Raw genomic sequence first — 12,767 nt, forward strand, 5'->3', positions numbered from 1 at the left:
GGGCGGCCGCCTCCATAACGGGGGTGAAGCGATTTCATCCCTTCCTTATTAAACCGGTGAATCAACCGTCGAACGTGATCCTCGGATAGGTGATACAGTCGGGCGATGTTCGGGACGGTCATCTTTTGGGCGGATGCCAGAATAACCATTGCCCGCCGGACTTTCACCGGATGGGATCCTTTTCGAATGATATGTCTTAATTGATTGCCTTCCTTGGTGGTCAAGTCACGAACGAAAATCATTTCGATCACCTATGAATCCATTCGACCATGAGGTAACATTTTCCTTCGGAATTTCCCGATCTAAGTTAGTCGACGGGGCACTAGTCATCTTGGAGAGGAGCCGGACGGTGCAACCTCCGACGGACAACAGCTATCGGATCCACTGTTTCCGCAGGGCGATCGCCACCGCCTCGGCCCGGTTTTTGGCTTCCAACTTCTTTAAAATGGTGTGGGCGTGCTCCGCCGCGGTGTGTTCGCTGATGTGCAGTTGGGCGGCGATGGATTTGGTGCTGTGGCCGGCCGCGATCAGCTGAAGGATCTCCCGTTCCCGATTGCTCAGGACGGAGGGGTTGTGGAATCGGGGAGGCCGGGACGGGTTCAGCTGGGCTTCCAGGGCTTTGGAAGTCCTTTGGATGAGCGCGTGGATCATTTCCATTTTCCGGTGTTCCGGCCGAAAGTGTTTCCCGTTTTGGTCCAGAAGCAGGAAGCCGAGGGGGAAGGGGTCCTTCCCGTACAAGGGGGCCACCACCAGGGAGGTGACCCGGAAGTTTTCGATGTGGTGAGCGGGAAGGTAATTCTTCACATCCTGCAGATAGATGGGCTTTTTCTCCCGCAGCACGTATTTCAACCCGGGTATGTTGTAGTCCAGCTCCCGAATCCGGCGGATGGCGTCCAAATCGATGTTGTGGGAATAGATTCCGTCCAGGGAGCGGGTGATGGGCGTGTACCAGAAGAGCGCGGCCCGGGCAAAGCCGGCGATGCGGCAGATTTCCCGGACGGAATAGGAGAGGATGTCCTCCAGTCCGTTCAGGGTGAGGAGCACCTCGTCATAACGGAGGATGGCTTCGTACAGCTCCATCTGATCTTCCTCGAAGGCGGCATCGGAATCCGAAAGATCCGTCCCGTTCGCATCGTCCCGGTCTCGGGGAAAGGCGGCTTCGCCCAGGAAGGAAGAAAATGCCATATTCAATAAAGAGGAATGAATCCAGCGAAAGCCGACATGGATGTCCAGGGCGGAATTTTGCAGGATCAGTTCCACGGCGATCTCTTCCAGCATGCTGATGATGAGGACCATGTGGCTGGGACGAAGAATGTCGGAACGGGAAAGAAACAGTTTCCGCATCTGACGGGCTCCCGCCGCGGGATCGGAAAGCAGGCGGTCCAGCCGCTCCAGCAGGAATTGGAACACCTCATTGACCGCGTCCTTCTCCTCTTCGGAGAGGGGAAGGGTGGAAAGCTTGAGACGCCAGCGGGTTTGGCTCTCCGGGTAGCCCTGGGCCAGGGTATCCAGAATTTGTTGCACCTCTTTTTGGGTCAAAAAGGGTGTAGGCAAAAAAGTTCTCATGGCGCACCCTTCTTTATACGGCGTAAGAATTATTTGTTGATAATTACAAATTATTTGGTTCTATTTCGTTTGTCAAGCGGACACCCCACATTTATGGGGGTGACAATCCCCTCATCCATGGGATGTAGATCAATTTGAATCAGTGCTATCTTTCAAAATAGGAGGAATCATTTTTCGTCGACGGGAAGTTTCTTCGGGAGAAAGGAGGAAGCGCTTCCTCCTCCGGAAGGAGAGGGGAGCCTGCGCGCATTGGTTATGAAAGCGGTCACTTTTCACGGAGTAGGAGACGTTCGAGTGGAAACGATGCCCGACCCGGAAATCCTGGAACCGACGGATGCGATCATCCGGGTGCATACGGCGGCGATTTGCGGCTCCGATCTGCACCTCTACCACGGCACCATTCCCGGGCTTCTGCCCGGAACGATCATCGGCCACGAATATGTGGGCGTGGTGGAGGAAACGGGTTCCCAGGTCCGCCGTTTTAAGAAGGGAGACCGCGTCGTGGGGGCTTTTCACGTGGCCTGCGGCACCTGTCCCATGTGCCGGCGCGATCTCTTTCATCAGTGTTCAAGCGGCGGAGTGCTCGGCTACGGGGTCGCCTTTGGCAATCTGCAGGGAACCCAGGCCGAATACGCGCGGATCCCCTATGCCGACGAGACGCTTCGGCTGGTCCCGGAGGGACTGACCGACGAACAGGCCATCTTTTCCGGGGATATCCTGACCACAGCTTACGGAGCGGTGGTGAACAGCGGGCTCAAACCGGGAGAGACGGTGGCGGTGATCGGTTGCGGACCCGTCGGGATCATGGCGGTGCAGAGCGCCCTGGTCCTGGGAGCCTCGCGGGTTTTCGCCGTCGATCTGCTGAAGGAGAGGACGGCTCTGGCCGAAAAACTGGGCGCCGTGCCGGTGCCGGCGGGGGAAGTGAACCCGGTTGCCCAGATCACCCGGATGACCGGCGGAGAAGGGGTCGACGCGGTGATCGAGGCGGTGGGGGGATCAAAAACCATCCAGCTCGCCTTCGAACTGGTGCGGGGCGGGGGACGCATCTCCGCCATCGGGGTCACCTCCGAAAGCACCTTTGACTATCCCCTGATGAACAGTTTGACGAAGGATATCACTTTCCGGATCGGGCTGGCCAACATTCACCGGGATATCGACACCACCCTTTCCCTGGTGCGCAACGGGCGCATCGACCCCACCGTGGTGATCAGCCATCGCATGCCCCTGGAACAGGCACCTGAAGGATATCGCCTCTTTGATCAGCGCAAGGCGACCAAGGTGATTCTGCAGGTGACGTGATTCTTCCCTGACTTCGGGCGCTGCGCCATCAAGGGGATGTGCCGGCGGTCACCGGATCGGGATGATCGCGAATCGGAATTTCCACAAGGGGTGTATTTGTGCATGGGAGAATGGACTTCGACGCTGGATTTTCCTTCCGTTTCGCCCTCCGTGCGGGATTTTCTCCGGGGCGGCCCGAAGAAGCTGTTGATTCACGGGCGGTGGGTGCCTTCCAAGTCGGAGCGCACCTTCAGCACCCTTGATCCGGCTACCGGAGAGCCCTTGGCCACCCTGTACGAAGCGGACGAGGCCGATGTGGATGAAGCGGTCCGTTCGGCGAGAAAGGCCCTGGAAGGCTCCTGGAGCCGGATTTCCCCGGCCGAGAGGGGCCGGCTTCTCTGGAAGCTGGCGGATCTGATCGAGGAGAACGCCGAAGAGCTGTGCCAGCTCGAATCCCTGGACACCGGCAAACCCGTCACGGAGACATCGGTGGCGGACATTCCCTTGACGGTGGAGCAATTCCGCTATTTTGCCGGTTGGGCCACGAAGCTGACCGGAGATGTTCTGCCCGTCTCCTTCCCCGGCAGTTATTTGGCGTATACCCGCCGGGAACCCGTGGGCGTCGTCGGCGCGATCGTTCCCTGGAATTTTCCGCTCCTGATCGCCTCGTGGAAACTGGCTCCGGCGCTGGCCTGCGGCAACACGGTGGTGTTGAAGCCGTCGGAGATCACGCCGCTGACGGCGATTCGGCTCGGGGAGCTGATTCAGGAAGCGGGCTTTCCCCCGGGCGTCGTCAACATCGTGCCCGGATACGGTCCGCGCGCCGGTTCCGCGCTGGTGAGGCATCCGGACGTGGATAAGATCACCTTTACCGGGTCGAACCGGGTGGGAAAAGAGATCGTTCGCGCCGCGGGGGACGACTTCAAGCGGGTCACCCTGGAGCTCGGCGGAAAATCCCCCAATATCGTTTTTCCCGACGCCGATCTGGACGCGGTGGCCGGTGGCGTCATGATGAGCATTTTCTTCAATCAGGGGGAGGTCTGCAGCGCCGGATCCCGGATGTATGTTCACCGGGACGTGTATGAGGATGTCCTGGAGGCCGTGGTGGAAAAGGCCAAGACCATCCGGCAGGGGCCCGGCGTCGATTGGATGACCCAGATGGGGCCGCTTGTCAGCCGGCAGCACATGGAGCGGGTGCTCGGCTATATCCGGCGGGGACTTGACGAAGGGGCGAAACTGCTCACCGGAGGCGAAAAGGGAGAGGGGCAGGGATATTTCGTCATGCCGACGGTGATGGAAGCCAAGGACGAGATGACGATCGCCCGGGAGGAGATTTTCGGACCGGTGCTGGCGGTGATGCCCTTCGAGGAATTGTCCGACGTGGTGAAAAGGGCCAATGCGACGAGATACGGATTGGCCGCCGGGGTTTGGACCCGCGATCTGAAAAAGGGAATTCAGGTGGCCCACGCTCTCCGTGCCGGAACCGTATGGGTGAACGGGTACAACCTGATGGATCCCACCAGTCCGTGGGGAGGATTCAAGGAGAGCGGATGGGGACGGGAAAAAGGGAAGGAAGCCCTTGAGCATTTCACGGAGGTCAAGAGCATTTGGCTCAATATTCAGTGATTCCTTCTGCAGGGAAGGGAGGTGATGCGCGGGGGAGTGGGCGGAAAACGGACGTTCCCGAAGGTTTGTCCCACGACGGGTGATGCCATCAGGCCGCGTGCTTTCAGCATTCGTCAAAACCTTCCCGCGATACGGATTGTTGCAACGAATATTTCAGGCAATTTCCTTCCTTGTGGATCGCAATCTCACCAATCTTCGGGTTCGGGTCCCGTCCGGCCGGCGCCCGGCGGAAGGTGCCGGCGCGATCGAAGCGGAAGGCTTCCAACCGAGCCAAAAGGAGGTTGTGCCCATGTATCGGTGGAAGAGGTTTTTGGTCAGCCTGACGGCCGCTTTGGCCCTGCTGTTCGCCATGGGTATCGGCATCTGGACCGGCGGTGTCGCCCTGGCGATGCCGGTGGCCGGGATCGGCGGGTTTATCGTCGAGGCTGACGAGATTCAGATCACCAACTTCAAGCTGTTGCCCAAGATCGGACAAACGAGCGAGAAATCCGTTTATCCCCAGGCCAGCTCCAGCTTGGACGGCGTGATCAAAGGAATGAAACTGTATAAGGACTTTGAATTGGGATCCTTCAAAGCGCGGGTGTTGATCAAGGCGTCCAAGGATGTGAAGGCGTCGGGCCTGGTTCTCGACATGACCCGGATGACCGCTGATTCCTCCTTCAGCAAGCTGAAGGTGGAGGAAAAATACAGCACCAATCCCCTGGAGAAAATCAGCCTGTCCGCGCCCTCGTTGAATCTCAAAAATGTGAAGATCCGGGGTCACTACCTCTTTGCCAACAGCATCTCGATTCCGGGCATGTCGCTGGATGTTTCGCTCAAGTAAGCGCGAAAGGTGAGCCGAATGGAAAAGATCGCGGAACAAGGGTTGTCCCACGAGCCACCCGGCGAGGGTGGCTCCCCCGTACCAACGGGGCGGTCGGCGCCGAAGCGGAGGCCGAAGGCGGGGCTGATCCTCATCATTCTGGCCGGGCTGATCATTTTGTGGATTCCGGTCAACTTGTACTGGTTGGCCTTTGTGCCCGGGAGTTTTGCCTTTACCGGACTCCTCTTCGGGACGATGGTCCTCCTGTGCGGCATCCTCGGCTGGTTGATGCCGCAGTATGTGCGGCTGCTCGGAGTATTTGCCATGGTGCTGTCGGTCCTCTCCATCATGGGCGCCCTCGGCGGCCTGCTGATCGGAACGGTGCTGGGAGTGATCGGGGGCTCCCTTTGCGTCGCCTGGGATCCGGAGGGGAAGCGTTCCCGCGGGCAGAGCGGGAAGGCGGGCAAAAGAAGGAGATGGATGCGGTCCCGGGGGGCGAAGAAGCCGGAGTGGCCGTCCGCCGCCAAGGCGGAAAATGAGGGAGGCGCCCATTGAACGAGGGTCCCGTCGGCAGGCATAGGCCACTTGGGCGGGAGTCATGTCGGGAGGCAACCCGGACGAAGGGGGGAACCCGCCTTTGAAGATTTTCAGGAGAATCTGCAAGAAGGCGTTCATATCGGTCATTCTTCTCACACTGGGCCTGTTTTCCTTTTCCGGAGAGCCGGCTCAGGCGGCCGACTGGAGTCAAGGGGTGGTGATCCGGGCCGAGCGGATCGAAATCAAGGGTTTGCTCCCGCTTTTGGCCGTCGGGAATGACGGCGGCCCCGTGCTGCGGTTGATCGCCGGGGAAGCGAAGGTGTACGGCATGAAGATGGCGGCGGCCCATCAGAGCCGCGGTTGGGGGATGGAAATCGCCGACGGGGGCATGGTGCCGATTCGCGGGTTACAGGTGGATGCCACGGCCCTGGGCTTCCGCATCAAGGGACTGCCCATCCAGCTCGGGGAATCCTTTCCTTCCATCGTCCTTCATGATGTCTTTATGAAGGTGGATCAGCTGGAGGCCAAACAGATCGATCTTCATGCCCTCGACATGAGCGCCAAACCCGATGTTTCCCTGAAACCGGACGGTCCTGTCCTGGATCTTCGCCCCTTTGCCAAGTCCTCCCGGAAGGAAATGGAGGAAGAGATCAACGAGCGCCTGCGTGAAATGTCGACCACGCCGACGAAGGACGAGACTTCGGAAGCGGAAGACGGAAAGTCGGAGACGGAGGACGGAAAGCCGGAGGACAAAGAGGGATCGGCCGGGGATGAAGAAGGAGAAGATCGCACCGATGGAACGGATGGCTCCGCGGAGGATCCCGGCTCCGGATCGGAACCGGACGATCCGAACCAAGCCGAACCCCCTCCGTCGGGTGAGGGCGAGTCGTCCGGCAAATCGGGCGCCGTCATTGAAGAAAAGGTGAAACTGTCCAAGACGATCGGACTGGTCCGGGCGCGCGAGCTGGTGAAAGAGGTCAGGAAGTATGACGCGTCGGTGACGATCAAGAAAGGGAAGAAAACGGCCAAGGTCGATGACTACTGGGCGGTGGTCGGGCTCGGTCTGATCCGGGGAACGGAGGTCGTCCTTTCGGCGGAGGGGAAGGATTCCAGACAGGCCGTCGACGCGCTGGTCCGTTTTCTCACGAACCGGTAGATGAAACCCTCTCCGGAGGAAATCCTTTTTTGACGAACATGAAGGAATAATCAGACAAGACAAAGAAGAGAGAAATGGAAGGGCCGACGGCGGACGGAGAGCGGACAGCCGTTTTCCCTGTCATCTTTTCTCACGCGCCGAAGGTCCTTCCGTCCCGTTCTCTTTGATCTGCGATCGGGGAGGAAAGGGCTTCCATACCCCTTTTGATACCAGTACGTACTCGTATCCATTTGGGGGGTGATACGGAAGAAGTTGTAATCTGTCTCTACGTCTTTTCGTCGAAGCTGCGGCCATTTTTTCAGAGACATCACGGAAAGGGAGTGGATGGAACGTGGCGTATGAAGCGTTTACGGAGGAATGGGCGAAGGAATGGGCCAGGCATTTGAACCAAAATCCCAATTACCGGAAGGTGGCTTCGACCTGGGAGTGGCCGTTGGTGCTGAAGGTGGAAAAGGATGAATCCGTCGGCCTGGACGAAGACCGGGCCATCTATCTGGATCTGTGGCACGGGGAGTGCCGCGAGGCCCGGGCGGCGACGGAGGAGGATCTGGAAAAGGCCCCGTATGTGGTCAGTGCCGATCCCTACACGTGGAAGTTGATCTTTGAGCGGAAGCTGGAGCCCATTTCGACACTGATGCGCGGCAGGTTGAAGCTGGTGAAAGGGGATATGTCCACCCTGTCCGGTTATGTGATGGCGGCCAAATATCTGTTGGAGGATGCGCTGAAAGTGGATACGGAGATTCCCGAAGGCCTGAAATGAAAGGGGAGGAAGAACCGTGCGCGAGTTGACCACCAGCAAGAGGGGCCTGGATCACTCCCTTCTGCCCATGCGTCTTTATCACAAGGCCAAAAAGTTGGGAGTTTGGGATCCGCAGGACATCGATTTGACCCAGGACAAAAAGGACTGGGAAAAATTCAATGATGTGGAAAAGGAAATGACCCTGCGCCTGTGCGCCATGTTTCAGGCCGGCGAGGAAGCGGTCACCCGGGATTTGCTCCCCCTGATCCAGGTGATTTCCAACGAGGGACGGCTGGAAGAGGAGATGTATCTGACCACCTTCCTCTTCGAAGAGGCGAAGCACACCGAGATCTTTCGCCGGTTCCTGGACGAGGTGGGGGATGTCCCCGAGAAGGACTTGTCCGTGTATCACCTGGACAATTACCGGAAAATGTTTTACGAGTATCTGCCGCAGGCCATGGAGCGCCTCAATCACGATCCCTCCCCGGAAGCCCAGGCGGAGGCCTCCGTCACCTACAACATGATTGTGGAGGGGGTCCTGGCGGAGACGGGGTATTACTCCACCTTCCAATCCTACAAGCGGCTCGGCATCATGCCCGGGACCGTCCAGGCCTTTCATTACCTGCAGCGGGACGAATCCCGTCACATCGCCTACGGCGTTTACCTCCTGCAGCGCCTCATCATCGAACACGACGTGTGGGATGTGGTCCAGAAGCGGATGGAGTTTCTCCTGCCGGTGGCCATCGGGATCGTGAATGAATTGATCAATCAGGTGGACGAACTTCCCTTTGGGCTGGATAAGGAAGAGATGATCCAGTATGCCATGAAGCAGTTCGATATCCGGATGAGCCTGTTGGAGCGGGCGCGCGGAAAATCGGCGAAGGATCTTTCCAGCCTGAGCGAGGAGACGATGAAGACGGTGAAGGAAGAGTTCTGAGCACCGGCATGGAATATCCGGCGGTGCGGAGAAGCATCCGCGCCGCCAAGGGGGGAAATTGCGGTGGCAACTCCGGTCCCGAAGGATCAAGGGGAAAGGTCCGCGGAACAGGTGAAGCCGCTTTCCGCGGAGGAGAAGGAAAGGATCCGGCAAGAGATCTGGAAAATGCGGAGGGCCATCACGAAGGGCGGGCGCTTTCGAACCATCGCAGGGGTCATGGCCAAACACGGGCTTTTGTATTTGCTGACGGACCGGAGCATGTTTCGCTGGATTCCGGGCAAAAGAACCACGCCGGAGGATGACCAGGAATTGCAGCGGGTCGGCCGTCGCCTTCGCCTCGCCTTTGAGGAGCTGGGGCCCACTTTCATCAAGTTGGGGCAGGTGCTGGTGACCCGGCAGGAATTGATTCCGGAACCCGTCACGGCGGAGTTGGCCAAGTTGCTGGATGAGGTTCCCCCGATGCCCTTCCGGTATATGGCGTACGTCATGGATGAGGAGTTGCCCGAGGGTTTGGCCACCTTCGAATGGATCGACAAGGAACCGATCGGATCCGCCTCGCTGGCGCAGGTTTACCGGGCCCGACTGAAGGACGGGCGCATGTGCGCGGTCAAAGTGGTCCGCCCCCACGTGGGGAAACTGTTTCAGACGGATATCGCGGTGATCCGGAAATTCGCCCGGCGCGTTCACAGGCTTCTTCCTCCCGAGTGGGCGGCGGCCGTCGATCTGCCGGGATTGGTCGACGATTACTACAGCAGTTCGATGAATGAGCTGGATATGCGCGTCGAGGCGCGAAACATGGAGGAACACGGCCGGCTGGGCGAGGAGTTTGAAACGATCGGCGTACCCGAGGTTTATCACGCGACGCCTTCCGTTTTGGTGATGGAATATGTGGACGGGTGGAATCTGAAGGAGTTTCCGGTCGATTTTCTCACCTTTGAAGAGCGCTTTGAAAGGATGATGGACCTGGCCCACTATTATATCAAGACCTTTACCGAAGGATATTATCACGCCGATCCTCACGGGTCCAATCTCATCCTGGACCGCCGCACCAAAAAGGTGATCGGCATCGACTGGGGCATGGTGGGCCGGCTGGATGCCCTGCACACGGAAGCGATTTTCCGGATGTTGCTCCACATCCGGCTGAATCAGGCGGAGGATGCGGCGGAGGCCGCCTTGGACATCGTCCATCCGACGCCGTATACGGATCCCGTCCGCCTGAAGGACGAGATTCGGACGGTCTTTATCCGATATGTCAACAGCGAACAGGGAAGCAAATACAACTGGGGCAATCTGCTGATTCAGGCGATCACCGTCGCCATGCGCAATTACTGCCGGATCCCCAACGGCCTGGCTCTGTGGGCCAAGGGCTTTTCGGCGGCGGAGGGAACGGCCCGTTGGCTGTGTCCCGAGATCAGCTACCATGTGGTGCTGGAGTCGGCCGACGTGCAGATTCTTCGCCGCTGGCTGGGGCGGCGCTTCAACTATCGGGCCAACGCCAGCTGGATCACGGAGGCCGCCAAACTGGTCGCCACTTTACCGCGCCGGATCAACAAGATCCTGGAAAAGCTGGCGTGGAACGATTGGAAATGGGTGGTGGTGAACCGCCTGGACGATGATTCCGCCCGCCAGTTGAACCGGATGGTGAACCGGATCACCCTGGGCGTGATGGCCAGCGGGTTGTTTGTGGGCAGCTCCCTGCTCCTTTCCTTCGGAGGCGAGCAGGTGCTTTCGGTTCCTTCCCTCCGCTGGCTGGCGGTGGGCATGCTGTGGGGTTCGGCGGTCCTCGCTTTATATGTGGTGTGGCGGGTGATCCGTTCCAAAAGGGCTTGATCCGATGCGGGAGGCAACCGGATGGAGGGATCGCATGGATAATGAAAAGATGACCATGGAACAGCGGATTGAGGCTTTTTACCGGCAGAGCGGCGGCCCCAACAACGACCGGATACCGGAACTTCTGGAAAAACATCTCCTCCATGCGAAGGATCACGGGATGCCCGGCTACAGGGAAACCTTTGAAGACGGCATCATGGATGTGGTATTGAACGATCCCAGCCTGCTGCTCCTTTATGAGCGGATTCAGCGCTGGCGGTTGAAGAGGCGGGCGGAGGGCGGGGACATGGCAGCCCTGAAAGAAAGGATCGAATCCCTGGAGCGGGAAGTGGCTAGGTTGAGGGAGACGATCGACCGGATGATGCGGGAGCAGGCGTCTGCAGGGGATTCCAAAAGCCCGTAAGGCGGGTGGTCGGGCGCTTTTCCGGCGCAAAGCGGGAATCCCAAGTATGGAAGGACCGATTTTCCGGCGGACGACCCCTGGCGCGTACCGGGGCGGAAAATCGCGTCCCTTTTCTTTTTCATAGTGAAGCGGTTTTCCTCATGGTCCGAAGGGGATGCCGCACCCTATGCCCGCATGGCAAAGCCTCTCACAAAAAGCCGGTCTTCTCCCGAGGAAGCTGTGCAGCTGTTTTAATCCCAACCGGTCAAGAGATCAAATCGAAAATTGCGTACAATTTTAAGTGAAGCGGCTGCTGCGTTAAGAACACGCCAAGTTTTGGGAGAGGGTTACACCCGGAATGGAAAAATCCAAAATGGTGACCGTGCTTGTGGTTTGAGGGGGTGATAGAAAAGTGTTCTTGCTAAAATACAAAATATGTTACGAAGATTTAGTTGCCAGATCTCCCGATGACTTTGAAATGACGAAATAATTGAAGGTCAAATAGAGCTGTTATTTGACGGTAAAAAGTTTGGCCTTTGTGATGAGGAGATCCCATTTGGCCATGAACGATTGATCACATGGTTTAGATTGCTGAACTTCGCAAAAAATACGTGGCTGTCCCTGATATCGAATCGTTTAGATGGATGGAATTCATACATGATGATCAGACTATAAAAGTAAATTTGATTCAGCCGCGAATCGAAACCCGCAATGGTTTTGTAATTACCGATCCGATTGAATCAAAAAGTTATATCTGGCGGGATATTGTGATAGATAACAATTTATCAATGATGTCATTTCGTTGAATCCTTCTCTAAAAGACAGCAAAGTGTTGAGGAATTTGAAACGGCTTATATAGCACAAACAGTCCCGTCTGCCTGGGTATCATTGAAATTCGCCGATATCGGCATCGATTGGCTTGGAAGGCTGTCCCAAGGGGTTAACCTTCGACTGGTCAATACACCCGATAATCTCCCGAAAGCGATACGTCACGAATTCCCCCCTCCACGTTGCGCTATAAGTTCGTTCGTCCTCCCTTCTCCCGAACCCCCATTTACTTGATAAGGAAGTGAAGCAACTTTCTCTGGAGTCCCCAAAATGAAAACCGCAACGTGTGAAGAACAATGAACCCAGTATTGCCATTCTCTGATGAAACAGCGCTTTTCGAGATTTCCACCGACTCCAGTAAATCACCCGTACGAACTTCGATACTTCGAGTTTTTAGTGAGAGCAGATGTACAAAGCTCTTTTCATAAAAGGGAGAAATGAAAATGACTCTTTTTGATGAATGTATCGAGGCATTGAAAAGAGAAGGCGAGGTTATTGTTTTGTCTGAGGAAGAAACGAATGAAGTGATAAATGAATTTGAAAAAAGTGTTCCTTCAGATCCGCTTGTTGCCAAAGTGGATTTCACACGAATATCGAGAAAAAAAAGCAATTGAAGATGATGAGGACATATTGGAGGAGCTATATAAAAATCATGTCAATATAAACGAGCCGGTATATGTTTTCTGGAATGACGCGGACTTACCAGCCATTCAAACCTTTATAAAAAATGTTGTCAATGTCCTGGAGGATGTTATATCCGTCAGCTTTGACACTTACATTTTTTGCCCCAAGGAGAGGTACTTTGTGGAATATTATCACGAAGGTGAAACCTTTTTGGGTTTTTACTAGAGGGGAATGAAGGGAAAAAAAATGGACAGTGTTTTTGTCCATCGATAGGGTAAAAACTCTCTGGGGTCGAAGGAAGGGGTGACGCTGATGTCACCCCCAATTTTATTGTTGGGGGGAAGTCCCGCATTGTGGTTCAGGGTGTCGAAGTTTTCGCCAGCCTGTTATCTTCTTGAAATTGGAGGATAATGGTAATCAAACGATAGTCAAAGCCCGCCTGGAAAAACAAAGAAAATCGCG

At 56.6% G+C, this 12,767-nt stretch carries 13 protein-coding genes; 11 read left to right on the forward strand and 2 right to left on the reverse strand.

The window, feature by feature from the left end; translation table 11 throughout:
- On the reverse strand, positions 1 to 242 hold a 242-nt coding region (locus BM063_RS18365), incomplete at its 3' end, for a helix-turn-helix domain-containing protein (RefSeq protein ID WP_143085378.1).
- 130 nt (positions 243 to 372) lie between these two features.
- Entirely contained in the window at positions 373 to 1,566 is a 1,194-nt protein-coding gene (locus BM063_RS14590; protein ID WP_092040610.1) for a LuxR C-terminal-related transcriptional regulator, read from the reverse strand.
- A 303-nt stretch (positions 1,567 to 1,869) separates the two neighbouring features.
- Here BM063_RS14590 and BM063_RS14595 point away from each other — a divergent pair, with 303 nt between their 5' ends.
- The 11 genes from BM063_RS14595 (at position 1,870) to BM063_RS18370 (ending at position 12,530) form a co-directional block, all read left to right on the forward strand.
- On the forward strand, positions 1,870 to 2,865 hold the full coding sequence (locus BM063_RS14595) for an alcohol dehydrogenase family protein (RefSeq protein WP_342713755.1): 996 nt from the start codon (positions 1,870 to 1,872) through the stop codon (positions 2,863 to 2,865).
- A 102-nt stretch (positions 2,866 to 2,967) separates the two neighbouring features.
- The gene (locus BM063_RS14600) at positions 2,968 to 4,470 is read left to right on the forward strand and encodes an aldehyde dehydrogenase family protein (RefSeq protein ID WP_092040616.1); all 1,503 of its coding nucleotides are present in this window, start codon (positions 2,968 to 2,970) and stop codon (positions 4,468 to 4,470) included.
- A 289-nt stretch (positions 4,471 to 4,759) separates the two neighbouring features.
- Positions 4,760 to 5,293, forward strand: a complete 534-nt coding sequence (locus tag BM063_RS14605) for a DUF6230 family protein (protein WP_143085379.1) — start codon at positions 4,760 to 4,762, stop codon at positions 5,291 to 5,293.
- An 18-nt stretch (positions 5,294 to 5,311) separates the two neighbouring features.
- Positions 5,312 to 5,827: a DUF6114 domain-containing protein gene (locus BM063_RS14610; protein ID WP_092040622.1), complete on the forward strand. Its 516-nt coding sequence runs from the start codon at positions 5,312 to 5,314 to the stop codon at positions 5,825 to 5,827.
- 82 nt (positions 5,828 to 5,909) lie between these two features.
- Entirely contained in the window at positions 5,910 to 6,965 is a 1,056-nt protein-coding gene (locus tag BM063_RS14615) for an HPr family phosphocarrier protein (RefSeq protein ID WP_177199193.1), read from the forward strand.
- Positions 6,966 to 7,296: 331 nt separating this feature from the next.
- Positions 7,297 to 7,725, forward strand: coding sequence for an SCP2 sterol-binding domain-containing protein (locus tag BM063_RS14620; RefSeq protein ID WP_092040627.1), 429 nt, complete (start codon positions 7,297 to 7,299; stop codon positions 7,723 to 7,725).
- Positions 7,726 to 7,741: 16 nt separating this feature from the next.
- Positions 7,742 to 8,641 (forward strand): R2-like ligand-binding oxidase, encoded by a 900-nt coding sequence (locus tag BM063_RS14625; protein WP_092040631.1) that lies wholly within the window; start codon positions 7,742 to 7,744, stop codon positions 8,639 to 8,641.
- Between the two features lie 63 nt (positions 8,642 to 8,704).
- Positions 8,705 to 10,471 (forward strand): ABC1 kinase family protein, encoded by a 1,767-nt coding sequence (locus BM063_RS14630; protein WP_245752297.1) that lies wholly within the window; start codon positions 8,705 to 8,707, stop codon positions 10,469 to 10,471.
- Positions 10,472 to 10,505: 34 nt separating this feature from the next.
- Entirely contained in the window at positions 10,506 to 10,874 is a 369-nt protein-coding gene (locus tag BM063_RS14635; RefSeq protein WP_092040703.1) for a hypothetical protein, read from the forward strand.
- Positions 10,875 to 12,124: 1,250 nt separating this feature from the next.
- Complete coding sequence (locus BM063_RS17750; protein WP_177199194.1) at positions 12,125 to 12,295, forward strand: hypothetical protein; 171 nt, start codon at positions 12,125 to 12,127, stop codon at positions 12,293 to 12,295.
- Complete coding sequence (locus BM063_RS18370) at positions 12,213 to 12,530, forward strand: CDI toxin immunity protein (protein ID WP_092040634.1); 318 nt, start codon at positions 12,213 to 12,215, stop codon at positions 12,528 to 12,530. Before BM063_RS17750 ends, BM063_RS18370 begins: the two co-directional genes overlap by 83 nt.
- Positions 12,531 to 12,767: the final 237 nt, after the last annotated feature.

The sequence above is a fragment of the Planifilum fulgidum genome, assembly GCF_900113175.1.
Lineage (GTDB): Bacteria > Bacillota > Bacilli > Thermoactinomycetales > DSM-44946 > Planifilum > Planifilum fulgidum.